The following is a 24,919-nucleotide window of genomic DNA, read 5'->3' on the forward strand; positions in this document are numbered from 1 at the left end:
GGCACCTCAACGCAGTCCCAGGGGATTGACCTGCGCGGTGTTGTCGCGCGTCCGCTCGACGGCGAGGTGCTGGTGGAGGCCCCGGGCGCGGCGGTCCCGGGCGTGCGCGTCACGGTGCTTCGCACGGCTGGCGCGGTGCTCCGCGCGGGCGGTGAGGGTGTCGCTCAGGTGGGTGCCGGCGTCGACCAGCAGCCGTGCGACGTGGTCGCCGACGCGGTCGACGACGGTCGGGCGCGGTGCGGTGGCGGTGAGCATCATGGCGTCTCCTGCGGTGAGGTCTGGCGGATGGTCCAAACATAGCGCTGCAAAGATATCTTTGCCAACAGATGTTTGGAAGGTGTGTCCAGGCTCACGGCACGAGCGTGCTGGCCCGATCGGCGACCGGTCCCGGACGGGCCGTCGGCGTGACGTGCGCCACGGTGCGGTGGACCACCCCCGGGAACTTCGTATGCTGAGGATCCGTTGTGCTCCCGTACGACCGTCGCTGATCGTCCACGCCCTGGAGTGAGTGTGTTCCGCCTTGCCCGCCTGTCCCTGGCGAACCGCGCCGTGGTCGCCCTGGTGACCGTCGCGATCTTCGTCTTCGGCACCCTGAGCCTGACCTCGCTGAAGCAGGAGCTCATCCCCTCCCTCCAGTTCCCCGCCGGCGTCGTCCTGGCGACGTACCCCGGCGCCTCGCCGCAGGTCGTCGAGGAGAACGTCACCGAGCAGGTCGAGGCCGCGGTGCAGGCCGTCGACGGCATCGAGTCCATCAGCTCGACCGCCTCCACGGGGACGTCGACCACGACTGTCGAGTTCGCCTACGGCACCGACATGGACGCCGCCACGCAGCGGCTGACCACCGCCATGACGCAGATCCAGTCCGCCCTGCCGGAGGACGTCGAGCCCCAGGTCATCACCGGGTCCCTCGACGACCTGCCCGTCATCCAGCTCGCCGCGGCCGGTGCGGGCGACGACCTCGCCGAGCTGGCCGACCAGATCGACGCCGTGCTGGTGCCGGACCTGGAGGACATCGAGGACGTCCGCTCCGTGACGGTCAGCGGCGCGGTCGACGACCAGATCCTCATCGACGTCGACCCCGGCGACCTCGCCGACGAGGGACTCGACGTCGCGCAGGTCACCCGGGTGCTCACCGACTACGGCACCGTCGTCCCGGCCGGGACGGTCACCGAGGAGGGCGACACCTACTCCCTGCAGGCCGGTACCCGCCTCGGCAGCCTCGAGGAGCTGAGGGAGATCCCCCTCGTGCCGACGGTGTCCGCCGCCGCGCCTACCGACGGGGGCGCCGCGGGAGCGGCGGACGACCCCGCGGCCGCCGCGGCAGGTGCGCAGGGTGCCGTGCCGCCGTCCGGGACCGACGGCACCGCCGGGGCACCGGCCGACGGCAGCGCCGGCACGGAGCCCGAGGGGCTGCCCGACGCCAACGCACCCCCCGCCCCGCCCGAGCCCGTCCTGCTCGGCGACGTCGCCGACATCTCCGTCGCCCCGTCCGAGCAGACCTCCTTCTCGCGCCTCGACGGCGAGCCCTCACTGGGCATCGCCATCATCAAGACGCCGCAGGGCAACACCGTCGACGTCTCGCACGCCGTGCAGGAGGCCATCGACGCCAACGCCGCCGAGCTCGACGAGGCCGGCATCACCACGGCCGTCGTGTTCGACCAGGCGCCCTTCATCGAGGAGTCCATCGAGGGGCTCGCGACCGAGGGCGGGCTCGGTCTCGTCTTCGCGGTCCTGATCATCCTCGTCTTCCTGCTGTCGATGCGCGCCACGCTCGTCTCGGCGGTGTCCATCCCGCTGTCGCTGGCCACGGCGTTCCTCGTCATGGACGTCACCGGCTACACCCTGAACATCCTCACGCTGGCCGCCCTCACGATCTCCATCGGCCGCGTGGTCGACGACGCGATCGTCGTCATCGAGAACATCAAGCGACACCTGTCGTACGGCGAGGACAAGAAGAGCGCCATCCTCACCGCGACCGGTGAGGTCGCCGGCGCCATCGCGGCCTCGACCATCTGCACCGTCGCCGTCTTCCTGCCCCTCGGCCTCGTCTCCGGCATGACCGGGGAGCTGTTCCGCCCGTTCGCGTTCACCGTGGCCATCGCGATGCTCGCCTCGCTGCTCGTGGCCCTGACGATCGTGCCGGTCCTGGCGTACTGGTTCGTCAAGGCGCCGAAGGGTTCCGAGGAGGCCACCGACGGCGGCCGGGCGATCCGCGAGGCGGCCGAGGCCAAGGAGCGCCGGGGCCTGTGGCAGCGGGCGTACGTGCCCAGCCTGGCCGCCTCGCTGCGCCACCCGTGGATCTCGCTGCTGCTGGCCGTCGGCATCCTCGGCGGGACGCTCGCCCTGGTGCCCCGCCTGGAGACGAACTTCATCGGCGACTCCGGTCAGGACACGCTCGCGGTGACCCAGACGTTCGAGAACACCGCCTCCCTCGAGGCGCAGGACGACGCCGCGCGCGAGATGGAGCAGGCGATCGCCGGCGTCGACGGCGTCGAGACGGTGCAGACCTCCGTCGGAGCCGGCGACTCGCCCGAGGCGGCGTTCTTCGGCGGGGGCGCCGCGCCCAGCGCGAGCTTCTCCGTGACCCTCGACGAGGACGCCGACGGCGTCGCGGTGCAGGACGAGGTCCGCACCGCGGTCGAGGGTCTCGCCGACGACGGCCCCACGACGGAGATCAGCGTCTCCACCGGGGACTCCGGGTTCGGGGGAGCCGACACGATCGACCTGGTCGTCCGGGCGACGGACCTCGACGACCTCGGGACGGCGTCCCGGACGGTGCAGGACGCCGTCGCCGACCTCGACGGCGTCGCCGAGGTGACCAACAACCTCGCGTCCGCCCAGACGGTCCTCCAGGTGGACGTCGACCGGGAGGCCGCGGCCGAGGCCGGGCTCAGCGAGACGCAGGTCGCCGCCGTCGTCTCCGGCGAGATGACCCCGGAGCAGACCGTGGGCGAGGTCGACCTGGGCGACGGGCCCCTGGAGACCCTGGTCGTGACCGGTGAGGCGCCCGAGACGGTCGGCAAGATCGAGAGGATCAAGATCCCGACCGCCTCCGGGACGGTGCGCCTGAACGACGTGGCCGTCGTGGAGGAGGTGGAGACGCCCGCCTCGATCAGCCGCGCCGACGGGCAGCGGTCCGCCACGGTCTCCGTGACCCCGGGCGCCCAGGACCTCGGCACCTTGAGCGCCGAGGTGTCCGCCGCCATCGAGGGGCTCGACCTGCCGGCCGGGGCGACCGTCGAGGTCGGGGGTGTGACCGCGGACCAGGAGGAGGCGTTCGCCGACCTCGGCCTGGCCCTGCTGGCGGCGATCGCGCTGGTCTACGTGATCATGGTCGCGACCTTCAAGTCGCTGATCCAGCCGCTCATCCTGCTGGTCTCGGTGCCGCTGTCCGCCACCGGTGCGCTGGTCGCGCTGCTGGTCACCGACACCCCGCTCGGGGTCGCGGCGCTCATCGGCGTGCTGATGCTGGTCGGCATCGTGGTGTCCAACGCCATCGTGCTCATCGACCTCATCAACCAGTACCGCCGACGCGGCCGCACCCTGGAGGACGCGGTGCGCGAGGGCGCCCGCAAGCGACTGCGGCCGATCGTCATGACGGCGCTGGCGACGATCTTCGCGCTGACCCCCATGGCCTTCGGGCTGACCGGTGGCGGGGCGTTCATCTCCCAGCCGCTGGCCCTGGTCGTGATCGGTGGTCTGATCTCCTCGACGCTGCTGACGCTGCTCATCGTCCCGGTGCTGTACACGCTGGTGGAGGGCCGCACGGAGCGCCGTGCCGCACGCCGGCGTCGGCGGGCCGAGAAGAAGGAGGGCCCGGTCGTCGAGCCCACGGACCGCGAGACGACCGCCGCGGGGGCGGCCGGCTGAGCCGGGCGGTGGCCGCGACGTCGGCCGGGGGTTCCCCGGTCAGGCGTCGCGGCGCCGCCACGCGACGCCTGCCGCGACCAGCAGCGCGACCGTGTACCCCGCCAGGACGCCGTACCCGACCCACGGCTCCAGCAGCGTGGGCGGGGTGACACCGGTCGAGATGATCCGCTCCCCGGCGACCGAGGGCAGCAGCTTGTTGACCCATTCGGCCCAGACGGCGTCCGACGCCGAGACCACGATCTGGAAGATGATCGGCAGCACGAAGAACAGCGCCACGAGAGTGAAGATCGCTCCGGCCGTGTGCCGCAGCAGCGCGCCGACGGCCAGGGAGAACGCCGCCACCGTGGCGAGGTAGAGGACGCAGCCCACCAGCGCACGGACCTGGTCCGCATCGGACAGGTCGACCGGCAGCCCCGCGGAGTCCAGGATCGGCATCGTGACCAGCACGGCCACGCCCAGGGCGAGCGAGATCACGACGACGGTCGCCGCCACGACCACCACGAGCTTGGCCCACAGCGCGGGCAACCGGTGCGGCACGGCGGAGAACGTCGCGCGGATCATCCCGGTCGAGTACTCGTTCGTGACGGTCAGCGCGGCCAGCACCGCCACGGCGAGCTGGGCGAACGAGTAGCCGAGCGTGACCGCCGTCGTCCCCGTCAGGCCCAGGGCCTGCAGCCCCGGGTCGGAGGACATGCCCTCCTGCATCTCGGGTTCGGTCGAGGCGGTGTTCAGCAGGGATGCCATCATCAGGGCGAACCCCACCATGAGCAGGGCCGTGATGAGCACCGTCCAGACCGTCGAGCGCAGCGACCTGAACTTGATCCATTCCGAGCGCAGCGCACCGACGAACGAGACGGGCCGCACGGGCACCTGCGAGGTCGGTGCGGCGGGGGAGGCGGCGGTCGCGGTCATCAGGAGACCTCCTCGGCGTGGTACTCGACGGCGTCCGAGGTCAGCGACAGGTAGGCGTCCTCCAGCGTGGAGGAGACCGGCGTCAGCTCGTGCAGCACGAATCCTTCGGCGGCGGCGAGCTCGCCGATGCGTGCGGCCTCCGTCCCGGCGACGTCCAGTCCGCCGTCCTCGGACGCCGTGACCTGGGCGCCCGCCCGGCGCAACGCCTCCGCCAGGGCCGTGGGCTCCGGGGTGCGGACCCGGACGCGGCGACGGGCGGCGTCGTCCAGCAGCTCGGCGACGGACGTGTCGGCGAGGATCCGGCCCCGTCCGATGACCAGGACGTGGTCGGCCGTCTGGGCGACCTCGCTCATCAGGTGGCTGGACAGGAAGACCGTGCGTCCCTCCGCGGCGAGCCGGCGCGCGAGGTGGCGCACCCACAGCACGCCCTCCGGGTCCAGCCCGTTGACGGGCTCGTCGAGGATGAGCGTGCGGGGGTCGCCGAGCAGCGCCGCCGCGATGCCGAGCCGCTGCCCCATCCCGAGCGAGAACCCGCCGACCCGCTTGCGCGCGACGTCCGTCAGGCCGGTGAGGTCGATCACCTCGTCGACGCGGGAGTCCGGGATGGCGTGCGTCGCGGCCAGCGCCTGCAGGTGACGCCGTGCGGTGCGTCCCGGGTGCACGGCCTTGGCCTCCAGCAGGGCGCCGACCTCCGCCAGGGGGCGTGCGTGGTCGGCGTAGGGGCGTCCGTTGACGGTCACCGTGCCCGCGGTCGGTCGGTCCAGGCCCATGACCAGCCGCATCGTCGTCGACTTGCCGGCACCGTTCGGGCCGAGGAACCCGGTGACGACGCCGGGGCGCACGGTGAAGGAGATGTCGTCGACGGCGAGCTTGTCGCCGTACCTCTTCGAGAGGCCTCGTGCCTCGATCATGGGCGCCACTCCTTCGTCGGACGCTGCACGCCGCTGGTCCCGAGCCTAGCGCCGGGACGCCGCCGAGGGCGGGAACGTGTGACAGGGTCCGCGCGTTGCCTAGGATGAGTGTCACGGCCAGCGACCCGGCACTGCGCGCGACAACCCGTCGTGCGCATCCGGCAGCCGCGACCAGGAGGAGTTCATGAGCAACCCCGTCTTCTCGAACAGCGACGTCTTCGGCGAGCCGCGCCGCACCGGGCGTGGCGGAGCCGCCACGGCCGCGCGCCCGGCGCAGTACGGCGCCTACGGCGCACAGGCCGCCGACGCCGCGTCCCTGCAGAACATGTACGAGGCGCCGTCCGCGACCCCCGTGGACACGCAGCGCCTGACCTACACCGACGTCATCATGAAGACCGGCGGGCTGCTCGCGCTGCTGGTCGTCGTGGCGGCGGCGACCTGGTCGATCGCGCCCGAACTGTGGATCGGCGGCATGATCGTCGGTCTCGTGCTCGGCCTGGTCAACGCCTTCAAGAAGAACCCGAGCCCCGTGCTCATCACGCTGTACGCCGCCGCGCAGGGTGTGTTCCTGGGCGGGATCTCGAAGTTCTACGAGTCGTGGCAGGACGGCGTGGTCCTCCAGGCGGTGCTGGCGACGCTGTCGGTGTTCGCCGTGGCGCTGTTCCTGTACAGCTCCGGCAAGGTGCGCGTCACCCCGAAGTTCACGCGGTTCCTGCTCATCGGCATGGTGGGCTACCTCGTGTTCTCCCTGGTCAACGTGGTCCTGGTCTGGACCGGCGTCCTCGAGGGCTGGGGCATGCGGGGCGGCACGATGGGCATCGTCGTCGGCATCATCGCCGTGGTCCTGGCCTCGATGTCGCTGATCATGGACTTCGACTTCATCAAGCGCGGTGTCGAGCAGGGCGTCCCGGCGAAGTTCGCCTGGTCGGCGGCCTTCGGCCTCATCGTCACGCTCGTCTGGCTGTACCTGGAGCTGCTGCGCCTGCTGGCGATCTTCAACAGCGGCGACTGACGACCCCTCGCCGGCCCGCACCGGCGCGCTGAACGTCCGACGGCCGGGCACCCTGCACAGGGTGCCCGGCCGTCGTCGTCCCACCTCCGCGAGTCAGTACGGATCGGGCCGGGTCAGTACGGATCGGGCCGAGTCAGTACGGATCGGGCCGAGTCAGGACGCGGGTCCGGGCGCGAACCCGTCGCTCGGCGGGTTGACTCGCCGCAGACCGCCCTGACCCGCGGGAGATCGTCCTGACCCGCGGGGGATCGGCCTGACTCGCGGGGGATCGTCCTGACCCGCGTCAGGCGCGGCTGGGGGTGCGGAACGCCCGGTGGTCGCCCGGGTCGTCCTCCGCGCGGATCACGTGCATGACAGCGTTGATCAGGGCCAGGTGCGTGAACGCCTGCGGGAAGTTACCCAGGTGCCGTCCCGTGCGCGGGTCGAGCTCCTCCGCGTACAGGTTCAGCGACGACCCGAAGGACAGCAGCCGTTCGCACAGCGTGCGGGCCTCGTCGATCTCGCCGATCTCGCACAGCGCCGAGACCAGCCAGAACGAGCAGATCGTGAAGGTGCCCTCGTCGCCGTCCATGCCGTCATCGGTGTCGTCGGTGCGGTAGCGCAGGACCAGTCCGTCCTCGGTGAGCTCCTCGGCGATCGCGCGCACGGTGGCGCGGACACGCTCGTCGTCCGGGGGCAGGAAGCGCAGCAGCGGCACCAGCAGCAGCGAGGCGTCCAGCGAGTCGTCGCCGTAGCGCTGGGTGAACACGCCGCGCTCGTCCACCCCCTTGGAGCAGATGTCGGCGTGGATCTCGTCGGCCAGCTTCTGCCACTGCTCGGCGAAGTCCGGCTCGTCGTACAGCCGGGCCAGGCGGGCCCCGCGGTCGAGGGCCACCCAGCACATCAGCTTGGAGGAGGTGAAGTGCTGCGGCTGGCCGCGCACCTCCCAGATCCCTCGGTCGGGCAGGTGCCAGTGCTTGGCGGCCTCCTCGACCTGCCGCTTGAGCACCGGCCACAAGGCCTCCGGCAGCTGCTCCCGGTTGCGGGTGTGCAGGTAGACCGAGTCCAGCACGGCGCCCCAGACGTCGTGCTGGCTCTGGTCGTACGCGGCGTTGCCCACCCGGACGGGTTGCGCCCCCTCGTATCCCGTCAGGTGGGTGAGCTCGGTCTCCTTGAGCTCCTCCTCGCCGTCGACGCCGTACATGATCTGGAGCTGCTTGTTGTCCTGACAGGCGTCCTGGATGAAGGCGAAGAAGTCGTTCGCCTCCCGGTCGAGCCCGAGCGTGTACAGGCCCCACAGGGCGAACGTCGAGTCGCGGATCCAGGCGTACCGGTAGTCCCAGTTGCGCTCGCCGCCGGGGGTCTCCGGCAGGGACGTCGTCGCGGCGGCCAGCAGCGCGCCGGAGGGGGCGTAGGTCAGACCCTTGAGAGTGAGTGCCGAGCGCTGCAGGTAGATGCGCCAGGGATGGTCGGGGAAGAAGCCCTGGGTGATCCAGTCGCGCCAGAACTGCTCGGTCCGCCACATCTTCTCGGCGGCCTCGTCGAACGACGTGGGCGCCGGCAGCGGTGACCAGGCCAGGGCGACGAAGTGGGTGTCGCCCTCCTCCATCCGGGTGCGTGCCTGGGCACGACGGCCCTCGAGCCCGAACCGCAGGCTGGAGCTGAGGCGCAGGTCCGGGTTCGCGTCGCCGGTCCGGGCGGTGACGGAGGAGTAGCCCTCGTCGACGTACTCCCAGTCCGGCTCGTAGCGCGCGTAGTCGGACATCGGCGAGCACACGACCTCGAGGTCGACCTTGCCGGAGACGCACTTCACGGTGCGCAGCAGCACGTGCTCGGCGTCGTGGTCGGTCGGCGTGCGCCGGTGCGTCTGCGACCGCTCGTGCAGGTTGTGCCACGGTCCCATGACCATCGCGTCGCGCACGACCAGCCAGCCGGTGCTCGTCTGCCACGTGGTCTCGAGGATCAGGGTGCCGGGGATGTAGCGGCGCGCCACGGGGACGCGCACCCCGTGCGGCCCGACCCGGAAGTGGCCGGCCCCGCGGTCGAGCAGGGAGGTGAAGACGCTGGGGGAGTCGGGGCGTGGAACACACATCCACTCGACCGCTCCGCTCGGCGCCACGAGGGCGTTCGTCTCGCAGTCGGACAGGAAGGCGTACTCCGCGATCGCGGGGAACGTGCTGCGTCCGTCTGTCGGCGGTGGTGCCTGGGCATCGAGCGTCATGGACCCAGAGTGCGTCGCCCCGGGGGCGGTGCGCCACTTCCCCCTGTGCTGGAGCGAGAAGATTCACACAGTTGTGACGTGTCGGAAAGACGTTTCCGGCGGGCTCCCGGAGCCCGGAGTCTGCGGAACCAGGCCCGTGAACTGCGGCGATGCGGCGCGATCGGAAGAATCGTCGCCGATCTGCCGTGCCGTGTCGATCCTGGGGTGTCCCGTTCGACCTGGGGGGTGAGAAGGTCTCGGACAAGAGGCCCGGACATCGGAGGAGATGAGGGACATGACCAAGTACATGCTGATCATGCGCGGCACCGACGAAGGTCGGGCGGACTTCGAGGAGATGGACTTCTCGGAGGTCATCGCCGCCATGGGGCGCTACAACGAGTCGATGATGGACGCCGGTGTGCTCGTCGCCGGCGAGGGGCTCGCCGACGCCTCCGAGGGTGCCGTCGTCGACTTCTCCACCGAGACCCCCGTCGTCACCGACGGCCCGTACGGGGAGACCAAGGAGCTGTTCAACGGCTTCTGGATCCTCGACGTCGCGGACGTCGCCGAGGCGGTCGAGTGGGCCAAGCGGGCCCCGCTGAGCGGCCCGGGCACGAAGCTCGAGGTCCGTCGGGTGACCGGCGAGGAGGACTTCCCGGCCGACGACGAGTGGATCCAGAAGGAGAAGGAGTGGCGTCGCCGGCTCGGGACGAAGTGAGCCGTCCGCTCGGGGACGAGGGCGGTGCTCCGGTGCCCGACGACGGTCCTCCGGACGCGCGCCGCGGTGTCGGGGCCGACGGGGGTCCCGACACCGCGCGGCGCGCCGTCGAGGCGACGTGGCGCATCGACGCGCCACGGATCGTCGGTGCCCTGGCCCGGTACACGGGTGACTTCGCGCTCGCCGAGGACGTCGCCCAGGAGGCGCTCGCCGAGGCCCTGGTCGCCTGGCCGCGCGACGGCCGCCCCCGCGACCCCACGGCGTGGCTGCTCACCACCGCTCGTCGCCGTGCGATCGACGCGTTCCGCCGTCGTGCCGGGCGTGACGAGCGGTACGCCGTGCTCGGGCACGAGCTCGGCGAGGGGGAGGCGCACGCCGGGGCCGCGCCGTCGGGCGACGAGGAGCCGGACCTGCTGTGGGACCCGGACCGGATCGAGGACGACCGGCTCGCGCTGATCTTCACGGCCTGCCACCCGGTGCTGTCCACGGAGGCGCGCGTGGCGCTGACCCTGCGCGTCGTCGGCGGACTGTCCAGCGACGAGATCGCCCGGGCGTTCCTGCTGCCCCGGGCGACGGTCCAGGCGCGCATCACCCGGGCCAAGAAGACGCTGGCGGCGGCCCGGGTGCCCTTCGAGGTGCCGCCCGCCGCGGACCGCACCGAGCGCCTGGGCTCCGTGCTCAGCGTGGTGTACCTGATCTTCACCGAAGGCTCCACGGCGTCGGCCGGGGAGGACTGGATCCGCACCGACCTCGCCCGCGAGGCGATCCGGCTCGCCCGGGTCCTGGAACGTCTGGTCCCCGACGAGCCCGAGGCGTCCGGGCTGCTGGCCCTGCTCGAGCTGACGGCCGCGCGGTTCCCGGCCCGCACCGGCCCGGGCGGGGAGCCGGTGCTGCTGGCCGACCAGGACCGTCGTCGCTGGGACGCCGGGGCGATCCGGCGCGGCCGGGCCGCACTGGTCCGGGCGGCCGGAGCCGGGCGGGGTCTGGGTCCCTACGGTCTGCAGGCCGCGATCGCGGAGCAGCACGACACGGCGCCGTCCGTCGACGCCACCGACTGGGACCGCATCGTCGTCCTCTACGAGGCCCTGGGCCGCGTGGCGCCCTCCCCGGTCGTCGAGCTCAACCGGGCCGTGGCGGTGTCGATGGCGTCCGGGCCGGCCGCCGCGCTGGAGATCGTGGACGACCTCGCCGCCCGCGAGGTGCTCACCGGGACCTACCTGCTGCCCAGCGTCCGCGGCGAGCTGCTGACGCGCCTCGGCCGGCGGGCGGAGGCGCGGGCCGAGCTGGAGCTGGCCGCCCGGCTGTGCGGCAACGATCGCGAACGGGGAGTGCTGGAGGCCAAGGCCGCGGCGTTGGACGGGCCGTCGTAGGCTGAACCGTGACTCGCCGACCGGCGCACCGCCGTCGGCTCCCCTGCACCCGACCGTGAGGTACCACCATGACCACGCTGCCCACCGCCACCGGTTCCTTCGGCGACAAGCCGCAGATCACCTTCCCCGAGGGCGACGCCCCCGCCGGCCTGCAGGTCCAGGTGCTCGAGGAGGGCTCCGGCCCCGTCGTCGACGGCGGCCGCACCATCGTCGTCAACTACTACGGCCAGACCTGGGGCGGGGAGATGTTCGACAACTCCTGGGACCGCGGGCAGACCATCGACTTCCCGATCGGCGTCGGCGCCGTCATCGGCGGCTGGGACAAGGGCCTCGTCGGCCGCAACGTCGGCGACCGCGTCCTGCTGTCCATCCCGTCCGAGCACGGCTACGGCCAGCGCGGCGTGCCGCAGGCCGGCATCCCCGGCGGCGCGACCCTGGTGTTCGTCGTGGACGTCGTCGACGTCAAGTGAGCTGATTCCTGCGGTGCGGGGAGGCCCGTGCCCGGTCGCGTTCACGGTCGCTGCGCGACCTCCACTTCGGGTGTGACGACCGGGCACGGGCCTCCCCGCACCACCGTGCGACGACAGAGCGCGGGGTCGCGCCTCAGGGCTTGCGGGAGCGGGTGACCGTGAAGCGCGGGTCCTGGGCGACGTGGTCCGTGGGGCCGACCGCGCGCCCGATGGACCCGCGGTAGCGCAGCCGCGTGTTGTACACGCACCACAGCTCCCCGCCCGGACGCAGGATCCGGCCCGCCGTGGCGAACATGCGGTACGCCGCCTCCGTGCTCATCGCGGCACGGTCGTGGAAGGGCGGGTTGAGCAGCACGACGTCGGCGCTCTCGTCCGGCAGGCCGGCCCCGGCGTCGTCCCGGGTGACCACGCCCGTCACGCCGTTGGCCGCCAGGGTCTCGCGCGCCGACGACACCGCGGCGGCCGACCGGTCGGTCGCCACGACCCGCGCCTGCGGGTAGCGGTGGGCGAGCACCACCGACAGCAGCCCGGTACCGCACCCGAGGTCGACCGCGTCGTGCACGCGCGCGGCGGCGGGCCAGTACCCGGCGGTGCTCAGCAGGAACCGGCTGCCGTGGTCCAGGGCCGCCCCCGCGAAGGTGCCGCCGTGCGCCACGACCTCGATCCGGTCGGGGGCCGCGCCGCCGTCGGTCGGGGACGCCGCCGCGAGCAGCTCGGGGTCGGTCAGGCTCTCGTGGACCGGGTACAGCGGGTCGGCCGTCCGGGCCTCCGGGCGCGGGCGGGACGCCACCAGGGCGCGGGACTTGCTGCGCGCCAGGGTGGCGCGGACCTCGGTGAACCGGTCGCCGAGCACGTCGTTCATCGCGCGGGTCATGTGCTTCAGCCGCCCGCCGGCCAGCAGCGTGGCGTCGTCGGCACCGTGGCGTGCGACGGCCTCGACGGTCTCGGTGAGCTCGGCCAGGCCCTTCGGCAGCTGCAGCAGCACGATCCGGGCGCCGGCCAGCAGCGCGGTGCCCAGGGTGTCGTGGATCGTGACCCGGTCTCGGACCTCGGCCGGCTCCAGGTCGAGGTGGTGCCGCACCGCCTGCTCGGCGTCGAGGGCGTCGGTGTGCACCCGGACGTCCGGGGCTCCCAGGGCCAGGGCCCCCAGGGTGAGGGCGCCGAACCGGTCCCCGACGACGACCACGTCCCCCGGCCCGGCCCGGCCGATCGACTCCGCGGCCTCGGCGAGCAGCAGCCGGTCGGTGGCGTCCACCGCGACCGGGCCGTCGGCGCGGGTGCCGTCGTCGGGCCAGGGCACGAGGCGGTCGAGCACGGCGGTCACGGTCGGGGGCAGGTCGGCGGGGGATGTCACGGCACCGACCGTAGTCTGGGCGCATGACCGAAGCCACGTCGTCGGACGCCCGCGTGACCATCACCTACTGCACGCAGTGCCGGTGGTTGATGCGCGCGGCGTGGGTCGCCCAGGAGCTGCTGCAGACGTTCCGCACCGGGCTCGGGGAGGTCGCGCTGGTGCCGGGCACGGACGGCGTGTTCCGCGTGGAGCTGGTCCGGTCACCGGGCGAGGAGCCGATGCTGCTGTGGGACCGCAAGGCCGAGGGCGGTTTCCCGGAGATCCCGCCGCTGAAGAAGGCGGTGCGGGACGCCGTCGCGCCGGACATGGCGCTGGGGCACACCGACCGGGTCACCTCCCGCGACTGATCAGGACTCGCGCTTGCGCTCCGCGGCGACCCGCTCCTCCTCGGCGCGGACCTTCGCGGCGGTCTCGCGCTCCTGGACCAGCCACGCCGGCGGGTCCTCGCGCAGCTCGTCGATCTGCTCGGTGGTCAGCGGCTCGGTGATGCCGCCGCGCGCCAGCCCGCCGATGGAGATGCCGAGGCGGCCGGCCACGACCGGGCGCGGGTGCGGACCGTTGCGGCGCAGCTCCTCGAGCCACTCCGGCGGGTTCTGCTCGAGCTGTTCCAGCTCGGCGCGGGTGATGCCCTTCTCCTGGAACTCCGCCGGCGTGGCGGGCAGGTAGACGCCGAGGCGCTTCGCGGCGTTCGTCGGCTTGAGGACCTGCTGGGAGAAGGGTGTTCCGGCCATGCGCCCAGGGTAGTCGGGCGGGCCGCGTGCCGCCGCACCGTAACCTGGCCACGTGAGCGAGGACACCCGGCCCGAACGGCCCGACGACGCCGACCCCAGCGTGGACCCGGGCCCGCGGTTCCGCCTGGGGTTCGTCCCGGGTGCGACCCCGGGCAAGTGGGCCCGCACGTGGGAGCAGCGTCTGCCGCGCGTGCCGTTGGATCTCGTCCCGGTGGAGTCGGCCGACGCCACGACGGCGCTGCGCGAACGGACGGTGGAGGCCGCGATCGCCCGGCTGCCTGTCGACAAGGACGAGTTCCACGCCATCGCGCTGTACGACGAGGTGCCGATGGTGGTGGTCGCCCGGGACCACCTGCTGGCCGCCACCGAGGAGTCCGAGCACGTCACGCCCGCGGACCTCGCCGAGGACGTGCTCTGGGTGCCGGACGACGACGTGCTCTTCACGGGTGACGAGCCCCGCCCCGGCACGGCACCGGAGGCGTACGACGACGGCACCGGGAATCTGGTCACGCCGGCACCGGCCACCACGGCGGAGGCGATCGCCTGGGCCGCCACGGGCAGCGGGGTCGTCGTCGTCCCCATGTCCCTGGCGCGGCTGCACCGGCGGAAGGACGTGGTGCACCGCGTGCTCGACGACGGGCCCGAGGCGCCCGTCGGGCTGGTCTGGCTCCGCGACGGGCTGTCCGAGGAGAGGGGCGAGCTCGTCGAGGAGATGGTGGGCATCGTGCGGGGCCGCACCGCGAACAGCTCCCGCGGCCGGGCGGGCGAGTCCGCGCGGGCGTCGACGAAGGCCGCTAGCGGCAAGAAGGCTTCGGGCGGCGCCGCCAAGAAGTCCGGGCAGCCCGGCGGACGTGGTGGAGCTCCGGGCGCTCGCCGTGGTGCGCCCCCCGGCCGTCGAGGCCGCCCCGGCGGTGGCAAGGGGCGCGGGAAGCGGCGCTGAGGCCCCCGGTGCCGGGGCGGCCCTTCCCGGGGGCCGCCGGGCCTCAGTGCGTGAAGCGGCACCGTGAGGCTCGTCGTGGCACGATGCGGCCGTGACCAGGCCTCGCCGCGATCCGGCGCTCGAACCCTTCGACCACGGGACGGTCGTGCTGCGACGCGACGGCGAGGTCGCCGGTCACGTCGCCACGACGCTGGGGACGTTCTGGTCACCGGCGCGCCCCCTGACGATCCAGCAGTGCGTGTGGTTTCTCGTCGTGTGGGCGGACGGCGTGAAGGAGCCGCCGTTCGAGGACTACGCGCCGTGGACGGCGGTCGAGGAGATCAGGGCCGGGACGTTCGCCTGGGAGGACGGTCCGCATCGCGGCACCTACGCGGCCACGTGGCTGCCGCGGGCCCAGGGCGAGGCCCGGTGGGCCGAGCTCGGCATCACCCTGGACGACTTCTGAGGTGGAGGAGCGTTCGGACGCCCTCGATCGTGTCGGCCGTCCAGACCCTCTGGATGTGCCTCGGTAGCGCGACGGACGCTCGACGCCCTCCTCACACGGGACGGCGATGCGTCGTGGTTCGAGCCGTACGCCGACGTGATCGACGGGTGCCGCTGGGTGATCCGAGACGCCACCCGCGAACCCCCCTTCGCGAGGTTCCGTGGCGCTCGTCCCGGAGGCGAGGTCGTCGCATGCCCCACCCGGAGCGTCCAATGACCGGAACGGGATGCTCGTGGAACGCGGCGGCGTGCGTCTCCGCCGCGTTCCAGCCAGGGCCGTCGACCCGAGCGCGCGGTCTCAGGCGACTTGGTCGAGGCGGACCGGCATCAGGATCGACAGCGTGCCGTCACGGTCGGGGTGGCGGACGGCCAGTGGTGCGATGGGGTCGTCGAGGCCGAGGGTGAGCTGGTCTCCCGCCTGCAGTGCCTGGAGCAGGAACTCCCGGTTGACGGCGATCACCAGCGCGTCGGGTTCGTCGGTGGGGCCCACGTGGATTCCGTCCGCGGTGACGCTGAGCCGGCTGACGTCGTAGGCGACGCCGTCTCCCTCCCGGACGAGGGTCTCGGTCGTGCCCGCGTCGAGCTCGGCGCGCAACGCCGCGGCATCGACCGGGATCTCGCGTCGCCTGCCCTCGAGCAGCGTCCGGTAGGACGGGAAGTCGACGTCCGGGACGTCTGCCCGGACGGCACCGCCGAGACCGGAGAGAGTGATGGTGCCGTCGGCCACCTCCACCTCCAGGTTCCCGGTGGCCGGACCGGCGAGCAGCTGGTCCACGGCCGCTGTCGGAAGGAGCAGGTGGAGATCGGTGGGTTCCGGCGTCGTGAGAGTGCTGGTGGCGAGCCGGTACCGGTCCGTCGCGACGACCCGCAGCCGGCCGTCCTCGCTGTCGAGGTAGACACCGTTCAGGCGGGGCTCGTCCGGGTCGTCGGAGACGGCATAGCGGACCTCGTGGAGTGCTCGGACCAGGTCGTGGGTGGGCAGCGTGCAGCGGTTCATGGCGATCTCCGGGTTCTCGAGCAGGTGATGGACGATGGAGATCTCCCGCCGGGCGTCGGCCAGGCCCGCTTCGAGCCGGGCGAGGTGAGCGTCGAGGACCGGGACCGCACGGGCCGGGTCCTCCAGCACGGCCTTGATGTCGGCCAACGGCAGGCCGACACGTCGGAGGTGCGCCACGAGCCGCGCCTGAGCCACCTGGTCCGCCCCGTAGAAGCGGTAACCCGACCACGGGTCGACCGCCGCGGGCGGCAGCACCCCGGCACCGTCGTAGAAGCGCAGCGCACTGACCGGCAACCCGCTCAGGGAGGCCACCCGACCGATACCCAGCAGTTCGTTCTCCACCCCTGCACCCTCCGGCCTCGACCTGCTCGAGGGTCAAGCCCCCACATCCTGCCCCGCGCCGGCGACTAGTGCGCTCCGGTTCCCAGCGCGCGCACCGCGTCGATCGTGTCGGCCTCGGCGGCGGTCTTGTCGTCGCGGTACCGGATCACCCGAGCGAAGCGCAGGGCGACGCCGCCGGGGTAGCGGGTGGAGCGCTGGACCCCGTCGAACGCGATCTCCACGACCTGCTCGGGGCGCACCCGCACCACGTACCCGTCGGTCGGCCCCTCGGCGAGCTCGGTGAACCGTTCGGTCTGCCAGGCGAGCATCTCGTCGGTCATCCCCTTGAACGTCTTGCCGAGCATGACGAACCCGCCGCTCTCCGGGTCGCGCGCCCCGAGATGGATGTTCGACAGCCAGCCCTGGCGGCGCCCCGATCCCTGCTCGACGGCGAGCACCACGAGGTCGAGGGTGTGCCGGGGCTTGACCTTGACCCAGGCGGCCCCGCGCTTGCCGGCGGCGTACGGGGCCTCGAGGTCCTTGACGACGACCCCTTCGTGGCCGGCGCCCACGACCTCGTCGAAGAACTCCTGGAGCGCGCCGGTGTCGGTGTCGACGAGCCGGGGGACGACCGCGTCGGCCGGGACGGCGCGGTCGAGGGCGGCCAGGCGCTCGCGGGCGGGGGCGTCGACCAGGTCGGTGCCGTCCAGGTGCAGCAGGTCGAAGAACCGGACGGTCAGCGGCAGGCTCGACGTCGGGTCGGCCTCGTGGGTCCCCGTGCGGGACGCCGTCTCCTGGAACGGGCGGGGACGTCCGGCGTCGTCGAGGGCGAGGGCCTCGCCGTCGAGCACGGCGGCCTCCACGTCCAGGGAGCGGGCCAGCGTGACGACCTCGGGCAGCCGGTCGGTGATGTCGTCGAGCGAGCGGGTGAACACGGCGACGTCGTCGCCGGTGACGTGGACCTGGACGCGGATGCCGTCGAGCTTCACGTCCGCGGCCACGGCGGTGTCGGCGAAGCGCTCGGCGGCCGCGCCGACGTCGGGCGCTGACGACGCCAGCATCGGGCGGACCGGCCGCCCGACCTGCAGCCGGAAGCTCTCCAGGGCCGACGCGCCCCCGGTCAGCGCGGCGCGGGCGATCGGTCCGGACACCGCGGAGAACATCGCCGCGCGGCGGACGGCCTTCACGGGTACGTCGGCCGCCGCGGCGAGGGCGTCGAGGAGGAGCGAGTCCAGGGCGCCCTGGCGCAGCTCGCCGCGCAGCAGGCCGGACAGGAACCGCTGCTCGTCGGCGGTGGCGCGGGAGAACAGCTCGGTGAAGGCCTGCGAGCGTGCCGTGTGGGAGCCCGCGCCCTCGAGGGCCTGCATCGCGGACAGGGCGGCGTCGACCTCGACCGGCGTCAGCGTGGCGACGTCCGTCGCAGGCGGCAGGTCGGCGAGGGTCCGCCAACCGATGCCGGTACGGCGCTGTCGTGGGCGGCCGGACAGGTAGGACGCGACGATCTCGATCTCGTCGGCGTCGTCGCCCTCCGGCGCCGTCGCGGGCGGGGGAGCGGCGTCGCGCAGGGCTGCGGCCAGCAGCTCGCGCTTGCGCAGACGGGAGCGCGTCGCGGCGACCGCGGCGTGGATGCGGACGAGCTCGTCGAGCAGCACAGGTCGATCGTCGCAGCCGGCACCGACCGGCGCGCGAGAACCCGGTCGACCGGTGGGGGACGGGGCTCAGCCGTGCGCGGCGTCGTAGGCCTCGCGGGCGGCGAGGACGTCGGCGGAGTGGTCCAGCGTCCAGCGTTCGATCGCCTGCATCGGGCCGAGGAGGTCGCGTCCGGCGGGGGTGAGCTCGTACTCGACGCGGGGCGGCACCTCCGCGTGCACCGTGCGTCGCACGAGCCCGTCCCGCTCCAGCCCGCGCAGCGTCCGGGTCAGCATCTTCTGCGAGACGCCGTCGACGCGCTGCGCGAGCGCCGAGAACCGCTGCGGGCCGTCGGCGAGCGCACCCACGACGAGAACCGTCCAGCGGTCGGCGACGCGGTCGAGGACCGTGCGGCTCGGGCAGGCCTTCAGGTACGGGTCGAACGGGATCGTGGTCACGGCGGCACCTCCTTGCGGAACTCGATCCTACGTCCTACAGTCACCGATGGAAACCTACTCTCCATTGGAGAGTAATGCCGAGCAGAGAGCGAGACAGCCATGGCGCGCATCACCGTCATCGGAGGGACCGGCTACGCCGGGGAGCACATCGTCCGCGAGGCCGCCCGGCGCGGTCACGACGTCACGTCGATGAGCCGGTCCGAGCCGGCCGAGCCCGTGGACGGCGTCACCTACACGACCGGCTCCGTCCTGGACGCGGAGTCCGTGGACAGCGCCGTCGAGGGGGCCGACGTCGTCGTGGCGACCGTCTCCCCGCGCGGGGACATGGCCGGGCACGTCCGTCCCGCCTACGCCCGGCTCGCCGACCGGGCCGCCGCGCACGACGCCCGCCTCGCCGTCGTCGGGGGCGCGGGGTCGCTGAAGGTCAGCGAGGACGGGCCGCGGGTCGTGGACACCCCGGACTTCCCGGACGCCTTCAAGGCCGAGGCCCTCGAGTTCACCGAGATCCTGGCCGACCTGCAGGACGCGCCCGAGGGGCTCGACTGGTTCTACCTCAGCCCGCCGGCCGTCTTCGGCGCCTACGCGCCGGGGGAGAAGACCGGCACGTACCGCATCGGCGGCGACGTGCTGCTCGCCGACGCCGAGGGCGGCTCCGCCATCTCCGGCGCCGACTTCGCCACGGCCCTGGTCGACGAGCTCGAGAACCCGACGCACCGCCGTCGGCGGTTCACCGTCGCGTCCTGACGCCCGCAGCACGATGGCCCGCCCTCCACCGGTGGATCACCGGAGAGGGCGGGCCGTCGTCGCGGGTCCGCGGCGCTCAGGCGGCGTCGGGGAACGGCACCCCGGTCGTCGCGTGGCAGCGGTAGCCGTGCGGGTTCTTCGCCGGGGACAGGTACTGCTGGTGGTAGTCCTCGGCGTAGTAGAACGGCCCCGCCTCGGCAGCCGGTCGCATCTCGGTCGTGATCGGGTCGTAGCCCCGCGAGGCCAGCACCTCGGCATAGCGCTCGGCCGTGGAGCGCACCGCCTCGGCCTGCTCCGGTGTCGTCCAGTAGATCGCCGACCGGTACTCGGTGCCCACGTCGTTGCCCTGGCGGTAGCCCTGGGTCGGGTCGTGGCGCTCCCAGAAGATCCGCAGCAGCTCCTCCTCGGAGACCTGCGACGGGTCGTAGGCGACCATCGTGGTCTCGGTGTGGCCGGTCCGCGCGGTGCAGACCTCCTCGTAGACGGGGTTCGGCGTGGTGCCGCCCATGTAGCCCACGGCGGTGCTCACCACCCCGGGGACCTGCCAGTAGATCTCCTCGGAACCCCAGAAGCAGCCCATCGCGACGTACAGCACGCGGGTGCCGGGCTCCCACGGGCCGACGATCGACGTGCCGAGCACGGTGTGCGGACGCGGCGCGGCCAGCACGGGCGCCTCACGCCCCGGCAGCGCGTCCTCCGGGGCGACCATCGTCGTCTTGCCGGCGCCGAACAGGTACTCGAAGATCATCGTTCCTCCTGACTCGGGCGGGTCTCTCCGCCCGATGGCGACAACGCCGCACCGGCGGTGCGTGTTCCGTCCGCCGTGCCCCGCTCGGTCGAGGTTCAGTCGAGGTCGCGCACCGCACGCGCCTCGACGTCGGCCAGGACCTCGTCCGCCACCTCGGGGCTGACCAGCCCCTCGTTGCGAGCGCGGACGCAGACGTCGCGCTCGACCTCCACGGCGTCGCGCAGCAGCGCGTCGACCTGCTCGTCGTACCGCTCGGTGCCGTCGCCCTTGTCCCGGGCGCGGGACAGCGCCCGCTGCGCGGTCAGGTACCCCTCGTACTGCTGCGCGACCGCCTCGCGGACCGGCGGGGGCACGTCGGACCGGACGCGCACGGCCTCCAGCGCCGCCACCGTGGCCTGCTCCCGGAGCCGGACGACCTCGGCGGTGCCGTCGCCGGCCCGGCCCACGCCGAGGCGCCGGACCACCGGCGCCAGCGTCAGCCCCTGCAGCACCAGGGTCGCGAGCACCACGACCAGTCCGACGAACACCACCGTGTCCCGCATCGGGAAGTCCTCTCCGGAGTCCACGACGTGCGGCAGGGCGAGGGCGGTGGCCACCGTGACGACACCGCGCATCCCCGCCCAGGAGACGACCGCCGTCTCCCGTCGCGTGAAGGCGCCGATGCCCGCGACCTGCGCGGGCGACCCCTGGGCCCGGGCCCTGGCCTCCATCCCGCGCTCCAGCCACAGCAGGGCGGGGAACATCCAGGCGAACCGCACCACGACCAGGACGGCCACCACCGCGAGCGCCAGCGGCAGCGCGGTCGACCAGACCGGGTCGCCGTCCAGCACGGACGTCAGCTCGAAGCCGATGAGCACGAACACGACCCCGGTGATCAGGTAGTCGGCGTAGTCCCACACGGCCCGACCGAGCAGCCAGCCCCCTGAGGTCACCGACGCGTGGGACACGGACCGCAGCACGAGCCCGAGCGTGAGGACCGCCAGCACACCCGACCCCAGCAGCTCCTCGGCCACCAGGTAGGCGGCGAACGGCAGGGCGATGGTCACGGTCGTCTCGGCGGCGGGCACGTGCAGGCGGCCGAGCACCAGGTGCCCCAGCCAGCCGCCGGCCAGTCCCACCGCGACCCCCACGACGACGGCGAGGAGCAGGTCGAGCCCGACCTCCCCGGCCGTCACGGAACCGGCCACGACGGCGGCCACGGCGACGTGGTACATCACCAGGGCGGTGGCGTCGTTGAACATGCCCTCGCCCTCGAGCACGGTCACGACCCGGCCGGGCAGGCGCAGCCGCCGGGCCACGGCGGTCGCCGCCACCGGGTCAGGCGGCGCGACGATCGCCCCCAGCACCCACGCGACCGGCCAGGGGACACCGGCGGCGTGGGCGACCACGGCGACGACGCCCGCCGAGGCGATGGTCAGCCCCACCGCGGTCAGGAGGATCGGCCGGGACTGACTGCGGAACTCCCGCACCGTCGAACGCTGCGTGGCAGCGAACAGCAGCGGCGGCAGCACCACCGGCAGGATGAGGTCGGGGGAGAGCCGCAGGGCCGGCACGGCCGGGAACAGGGGCAGCGCGAGGCCGAACAGCGTGAGCAGCACGGGCAGCGGGACGCGGACCCGGTCGGCGAGCGGGGTCAGCACGACGACCCCGGCCACGATGACTCCCCACAGGGCGACCGACGACATCTGGTGTCTCCCGGGTCGGCGACGACGGACGTGGACAGTCTGCCCGTCGCGGGACTCCGGCGCGCGAGGGCCCGCCGCCCGCGAACGCCGACGCGTCGGTACCGTGGCATCCATGGCCACCGAGCCCAGCGACCCGCTGCTCCTGCCGGACGCCGCCGCGTGGCGGGCCTGGCTCGACGCCCACGAGGACGACACCCCCGAGGGCGTCTGGGTCGTGCTCGCCCGCAAGGCCCGTCCGGCCCCCACCTCGCTGACGCGTGACGAGGCGCTCGAGGAGGCGCTGTGCAGCGGTTGGATCGACGCCCAGGCCCGCTCGCGCGACACCGACACGTCCCTGCAGCGCTACTGTCCCCGCCGTCGGCGCAGCAGCTGGTCCGCGCGCAACCGGGAGATCGTCGACCGGCTGGTCGCCCAGGGGCGGATGCGTCCCCGGGGTCAGGCGGAGGTCGACCGGGCGCGTGAGGACGGTCGGTGGGAGGCGGCGTACGGTGGTGCCGCCACCCTGGAGGTCCCGCCGGTGTGGAGCCGGGCGCTGGCGGCGAGCCCCCGGGCGACGGCCGCCTGGGAGCTCCTCACGGCGCAGAACCGCTCCGCGATCCTGCACCGGCTGGCCACGGTGGTCCGGGACGAGACCCGGGAACGCCACGCCGCTCGGTTCGTGGCCATGCTGGAGCGGGGCGAGACGCCCCACCCGCAGCGGCGAGGGACGCTCCCCGCGGAGTGACGACGGCCACCCCGACCTGCAGGGGGACGCCGGGGCGATCGCCGGGCGGTCGCGCCGGGAGCGGCCTAGGGTTGAGGCCGTGACGAGCCCGGGCGGAATCGAGAGCAGGGACGGCGACGCCGTCCCCGCCAGCGTGCGGGTCGCGGCGGCCTGGTCCTGGCGGCTGCTGCTGATCGCGGCCGCCGTCGCCGGGCTCGTCTGGCTGCTGGCGCAGCTCAAGACCATCGCCGTGCCCGTGGCCGTGGCTCTGCTCGTGACGATCCTGCTGCGGCCCATGCGTCGGATGCTCGAGAACATCGGGGTCCCGCGCGGAGCGGCCACCGCGCTGTCGATCCTGTCGTTCATCGCCTTCGTCGTCGGCCTGGTCGTGCTCGCCGGCTCCCAGATCGTCACCGGGTTCCAGGACCTGTGGGACCAGGCGACGCAGGGCTTCCAGGAGTTCCTCGACTGGCTGTCCACCGGGCCGCTCGGCATCGACTCCCAGCAGCTGTCCGACTACACCAACCAGGTGCAGGACCTCTTCGCGAGCCAGAGCTCCAACCTCATCTCCGGGGCGCTGGGGGCCGCGAGCACCGTGGGCCACGTGCTGGTCGGCTTCATCATCGCGATCTTCTGCACGATCTTCTTCCTGCAGGACGGGCGGTCCATCTGGGCCTGGATCGTCAACCTGCTGCCCCTGCCCGCCCGGGAGAACGTCCACCAGGCCGGCCGGCGCGGCCTGGTGACGCTGTCGTCCTACGTGCGCACCCAGATCCTCGTCGCCCTCGTCGACGGCATCGGCATCGGCATCGGCGCCGCCTTCTTCGTGCCCTCGCTCGCGCTGCCGATCGGCACCCTGGTGTTCGTCGGCTCGTTCATCCCGATCCTCGGCGCCATCGTCACGGGTGCGATCGCGACCGCCGTGGTGCTCGTCGCGCAGGGATGGGTGGCCGCCCTCATCATGCTCGGCATCGTGCTGCTCGTGCAGCAGCTCGAGAGCCACATCCTGCTGCCGCTGCTCATGGGCCACGCCGTCTCGCTCCACCCCGTGGCCGTGATCATCGTCGTGGCGTCGGGGACCCTCGTCGCCGGGCTCATCGGTGCGCTCTTCGCGGTCCCCCTGGCCGCCGTGCTCAACACCGTCGTGCAGTACCTGCACGGCCACGACAAGTTCCCCGAGCTCGGCACCGAGGACCACGTGCCCCTGCTGAGACGGGAGGCCCTCGCCGAGCTGCCCGGCACGCTGCTGTGGTCCAACCGGGGCAACCGGGACACCTCCGAGGATCGCGACGACGCGGGCCCCGGACCGGGTGCCGCCGGCCCCTGACGTGACCTGCGACGTCGTGGATCACCCCGTGGTCGTCGCATACTGGGGCACGTGAATTCACCGACCCCCCTGGACCGAGTGACCCTCGCCGACGTCAAGGCAGCCGCCGAGCTGCTCGACGGGGTGGTGACGCGAACCCCGGTACACCCCTTCCGGGCGCTGACCCAGCTCGCGGGCGCCGACGTCGTCCTCAAGTGCGAGAACCTGCAACGCGCCGGATCGTTCAAGATCCGCGGCGCCTACACCCGGCTCAGCCGGCTGACCCCCGAGGAGCAGCGCGCCGGTGTCGTCGCGGCCTCCGCCGGCAACCACGCCCAGGGCGTCGCGCTCGCCGCGCAGATGCTGGGCATCCCGGCGGTCGTGTACATGCCCGTCGGCGCGTCCGTCCCGAAGCTGGAGGCGACGCGCGGCTACGGCGCCGAGGTGCGCCAGCTCGGCGAGTCCGTCGACGAGGCGCTCGAGGCGGCCCGCGAGGAGTCCGCCCGCACCGGCAAGGTCCTCATCCACCCCTTCGACCACGCCGACGTCGTCGCCGGGCAGGGCACCGTCGCCCTGGAGATCCTCGAGCAGGTGCCCGACGTCGGCACGGTCGTCGTGCCGCTCGGGGGCGGCGGGCTCGTCGCCGGTATCGCCACGGTGCTGGCCGAGGTGGCCCCGCACGTGCGGGTCGTCGGCGTGCAGGCGGCCACGGCGGCCGCCTACCCCGCGTCCCTGGCGGCCGGCCGGCCGATCGCCGGCCACCTGGAGTCGACGATGGCGGACGGGATCGCCGTCGGGATGCCCGGCGAGGTGCCGTTCGAGGTGCTGCACCGGCTCGGCGTCGAGGTGCGCACGGTCACCGAGGCCGAGATGTCCCGCGCGCTGCTGCTGGTGGCCGAGCGCGGCAAGCTCGTCGTCGAGCCGGCGGCCGCTGCCGCCGTCGCCGCGGTCGCGGCCTCGCCGGGCGCCTTCACCGGGACGGTGGTGCCGGTGCTCTCCGGCGGGAACATCGACCCCCTGCTGCTGCAGCGCGTCGTCCAGCACGGGCTCGTGGCGGCCGGTCGCTACCTGCAGATCTCGGTGCGGCTCGACGACGAGCCGGGCGCGCTGGCGTCCCTGCTGGAGACCGTGGCGGCCGCCGAGGGCAACATCGTGCGGGTCGACCACCGGCGCACCGACACCACGCTCGAGGTGTCCGAGGTGCTCGTGACCCTGCAGCTGGAGACCACCGGCCCCGAGCACTGTGCCGCGGTGCTCGACCGGCTGCGCCGGGACGGCTACCAGCTCACCTGACGACGCCGGCCGCCCGGGCACCGGGCGGCCCGCCGTCGCACGAGAACGACCCCCGCGGTCCGGGCCGACTCACCGGAGTCGGTCG

The 24,919-nt window shown here is 73.2% G+C and carries 23 protein-coding genes; 12 read left to right on the forward strand and 11 right to left on the reverse strand.

All coding sequences use genetic code 11. The features are described 5' to 3' along the window. Positions 1 to 6: 6 nt before the first annotated feature. Positions 7 to 258, reverse strand: coding sequence for a hypothetical protein (locus Q6349_RS05620; protein ID WP_304603249.1), 252 nt, complete (start codon positions 256 to 258; stop codon positions 7 to 9). Positions 259 to 504: 246 nt separating this feature from the next. Here Q6349_RS05620 and Q6349_RS05625 point away from each other — a divergent pair, with 246 nt between their 5' ends. After that, positions 505 to 3,870 (forward strand): efflux RND transporter permease subunit, encoded by a 3,366-nt coding sequence (locus Q6349_RS05625; protein WP_304603250.1) that lies wholly within the window; start codon positions 505 to 507, stop codon positions 3,868 to 3,870. A gap of 39 nt (positions 3,871 to 3,909) precedes the next feature. Here Q6349_RS05625 and Q6349_RS05630 read toward each other — a convergent pair whose 3' ends face one another. Together Q6349_RS05630 and Q6349_RS05635 are read right to left on the reverse strand one after the other, a co-directional pair. Next, on the reverse strand, positions 3,910 to 4,782 hold the full coding sequence (locus Q6349_RS05630; protein ID WP_304603251.1) for an ABC transporter permease subunit: 873 nt from the start codon (positions 4,780 to 4,782) through the stop codon (positions 3,910 to 3,912). Continuing rightward, positions 4,782 to 5,693, reverse strand: coding sequence for an ABC transporter ATP-binding protein (locus Q6349_RS05635; RefSeq protein ID WP_304603252.1), 912 nt, complete (start codon positions 5,691 to 5,693; stop codon positions 4,782 to 4,784). The genes Q6349_RS05630 and Q6349_RS05635 overlap by 1 nt, the downstream gene beginning before the upstream one ends. Before the next feature lie 184 nt (positions 5,694 to 5,877). On the opposite strand from Q6349_RS05635, the gene Q6349_RS05640 reads away from it, so the two are divergent. Beyond that, on the forward strand, positions 5,878 to 6,705 hold the full coding sequence (locus Q6349_RS05640) for a Bax inhibitor-1/YccA family protein (protein WP_304603253.1): 828 nt from the start codon (positions 5,878 to 5,880) through the stop codon (positions 6,703 to 6,705). Positions 6,706 to 6,988: 283 nt separating this feature from the next. Here Q6349_RS05640 and Q6349_RS05645 read toward each other — a convergent pair whose 3' ends face one another. Continuing rightward, positions 6,989 to 8,905 carry a glycoside hydrolase family 15 protein gene (locus Q6349_RS05645; RefSeq protein ID WP_304603254.1) on the reverse strand — a complete coding sequence of 639 codons (1,917 nt, stop codon included), beginning with the start codon at positions 8,903 to 8,905 and terminating at the stop codon, positions 6,989 to 6,991. A 274-nt stretch (positions 8,906 to 9,179) separates the two neighbouring features. Here Q6349_RS05645 and Q6349_RS05650 point away from each other — a divergent pair, with 274 nt between their 5' ends. The 3 genes from Q6349_RS05650 (at position 9,180) to Q6349_RS05660 (ending at position 11,442) form a co-directional block, all read left to right on the forward strand. Then, complete coding sequence (locus tag Q6349_RS05650; protein WP_304603255.1) at positions 9,180 to 9,602, forward strand: YciI family protein; 423 nt, start codon at positions 9,180 to 9,182, stop codon at positions 9,600 to 9,602. Between the two features lie 125 nt (positions 9,603 to 9,727). Then, positions 9,728 to 10,972 carry an RNA polymerase sigma factor gene (locus tag Q6349_RS05655; RefSeq protein WP_304603779.1) on the forward strand — a complete coding sequence of 415 codons (1,245 nt, stop codon included), beginning with the start codon at positions 9,728 to 9,730 and terminating at the stop codon, positions 10,970 to 10,972. Positions 10,973 to 11,040: 68 nt separating this feature from the next. After that, positions 11,041 to 11,442 (forward strand): FKBP-type peptidyl-prolyl cis-trans isomerase, encoded by a 402-nt coding sequence (locus Q6349_RS05660; RefSeq protein ID WP_304603256.1) that lies wholly within the window; start codon positions 11,041 to 11,043, stop codon positions 11,440 to 11,442. Between the two features lie 133 nt (positions 11,443 to 11,575). Here Q6349_RS05660 and Q6349_RS05665 read toward each other — a convergent pair whose 3' ends face one another. After that, positions 11,576 to 12,796 (reverse strand): methyltransferase, encoded by a 1,221-nt coding sequence (locus Q6349_RS05665; RefSeq protein ID WP_304603257.1) that lies wholly within the window; start codon positions 12,794 to 12,796, stop codon positions 11,576 to 11,578. 23 nt (positions 12,797 to 12,819) lie between these two features. Between Q6349_RS05665 and Q6349_RS05670 the strand changes: the two genes are divergently transcribed. Next, positions 12,820 to 13,143 carry a SelT/SelW/SelH family protein gene (locus Q6349_RS05670; protein ID WP_304603258.1) on the forward strand — a complete coding sequence of 108 codons (324 nt, stop codon included), beginning with the start codon at positions 12,820 to 12,822 and terminating at the stop codon, positions 13,141 to 13,143. Here the strand turns inward: Q6349_RS05670 and Q6349_RS05675 are convergent, their stop codons facing one another. Then, positions 13,144 to 13,527, reverse strand: a complete 384-nt coding sequence (locus Q6349_RS05675) for a DUF5997 family protein (protein WP_171246976.1) — start codon at positions 13,525 to 13,527, stop codon at positions 13,144 to 13,146. A gap of 52 nt (positions 13,528 to 13,579) precedes the next feature. Here Q6349_RS05675 and Q6349_RS05680 point away from each other — a divergent pair, with 52 nt between their 5' ends. Both Q6349_RS05680 and Q6349_RS05685 read left to right on the forward strand, forming a co-directional pair. Next, a complete protein-coding gene (locus tag Q6349_RS05680; RefSeq protein WP_304603259.1) occupies positions 13,580 to 14,467 on the forward strand; it encodes a LysR substrate-binding domain-containing protein in 888 nt (295 codons plus the stop codon). A gap of 91 nt (positions 14,468 to 14,558) precedes the next feature. Further along, complete coding sequence (locus Q6349_RS05685) at positions 14,559 to 14,912, forward strand: hypothetical protein (protein WP_304603260.1); 354 nt, start codon at positions 14,559 to 14,561, stop codon at positions 14,910 to 14,912. A 336-nt stretch (positions 14,913 to 15,248) separates the two neighbouring features. Here the strand turns inward: Q6349_RS05685 and Q6349_RS05690 are convergent, their stop codons facing one another. The 3 genes from Q6349_RS05690 to Q6349_RS05700 all read right to left on the reverse strand — a co-directional run bounded on the left by Q6349_RS05690 (position 15,249) and on the right by Q6349_RS05700 (position 18,355). Beyond that, positions 15,249 to 16,289: a MerR family transcriptional regulator gene (locus tag Q6349_RS05690; RefSeq protein WP_304603261.1), complete on the reverse strand. Its 1,041-nt coding sequence runs from the start codon at positions 16,287 to 16,289 to the stop codon at positions 15,249 to 15,251. A 65-nt stretch (positions 16,290 to 16,354) separates the two neighbouring features. Further along, a complete protein-coding gene (locus Q6349_RS05695; RefSeq protein ID WP_304603262.1) occupies positions 16,355 to 17,920 on the reverse strand; it encodes an ATP-dependent DNA ligase in 1,566 nt (521 codons plus the stop codon). Between the two features lie 66 nt (positions 17,921 to 17,986). Then, positions 17,987 to 18,355 carry a helix-turn-helix domain-containing protein gene (locus Q6349_RS05700; RefSeq protein ID WP_304603263.1) on the reverse strand — a complete coding sequence of 123 codons (369 nt, stop codon included), beginning with the start codon at positions 18,353 to 18,355 and terminating at the stop codon, positions 17,987 to 17,989. A gap of 99 nt (positions 18,356 to 18,454) precedes the next feature. On the opposite strand from Q6349_RS05700, the gene Q6349_RS05705 reads away from it, so the two are divergent. After that, on the forward strand, positions 18,455 to 19,099 hold the full coding sequence (locus tag Q6349_RS05705; RefSeq protein WP_304603264.1) for an NAD(P)-dependent oxidoreductase: 645 nt from the start codon (positions 18,455 to 18,457) through the stop codon (positions 19,097 to 19,099). Between the two features lie 76 nt (positions 19,100 to 19,175). On the opposite strand, the gene msrA is transcribed toward Q6349_RS05705, so the two are convergent. Together msrA and Q6349_RS05715 are read right to left on the reverse strand one after the other, a co-directional pair. Then, on the reverse strand, positions 19,176 to 19,847 hold the full coding sequence (msrA, locus tag Q6349_RS05710) for a peptide-methionine (S)-S-oxide reductase MsrA (protein WP_304603265.1): 672 nt from the start codon (positions 19,845 to 19,847) through the stop codon (positions 19,176 to 19,178). Between the two features lie 95 nt (positions 19,848 to 19,942). Then, positions 19,943 to 21,532, reverse strand: a complete 1,590-nt coding sequence (locus Q6349_RS05715; RefSeq protein WP_304603266.1) for a Na+/H+ antiporter — start codon at positions 21,530 to 21,532, stop codon at positions 19,943 to 19,945. A 112-nt stretch (positions 21,533 to 21,644) separates the two neighbouring features. On the opposite strand from Q6349_RS05715, the gene Q6349_RS05720 reads away from it, so the two are divergent. The 3 genes from Q6349_RS05720 to ilvA all read left to right on the forward strand — a co-directional run bounded on the left by Q6349_RS05720 (position 21,645) and on the right by ilvA (position 24,834). Then, positions 21,645 to 22,256, forward strand: coding sequence for a YdeI family protein (locus Q6349_RS05720; protein ID WP_304603267.1), 612 nt, complete (start codon positions 21,645 to 21,647; stop codon positions 22,254 to 22,256). A gap of 79 nt (positions 22,257 to 22,335) precedes the next feature. Then, positions 22,336 to 23,562, forward strand: a complete 1,227-nt coding sequence (locus Q6349_RS05725) for an AI-2E family transporter (protein WP_304603268.1) — start codon at positions 22,336 to 22,338, stop codon at positions 23,560 to 23,562. A gap of 51 nt (positions 23,563 to 23,613) precedes the next feature. Beyond that, the gene (ilvA, locus tag Q6349_RS05730) at positions 23,614 to 24,834 is read left to right on the forward strand and encodes a threonine ammonia-lyase (RefSeq protein WP_171246970.1); all 1,221 of its coding nucleotides are present in this window, start codon (positions 23,614 to 23,616) and stop codon (positions 24,832 to 24,834) included. Positions 24,835 to 24,919 lie beyond the last annotated feature (85 nt).

The sequence above is a fragment of the Isoptericola sp. 178 genome (assembly GCF_030586525.1).
GTDB classification, from domain to species: Bacteria; Actinomycetota; Actinomycetes; order Actinomycetales; family Cellulomonadaceae; genus Isoptericola; species Isoptericola sediminis.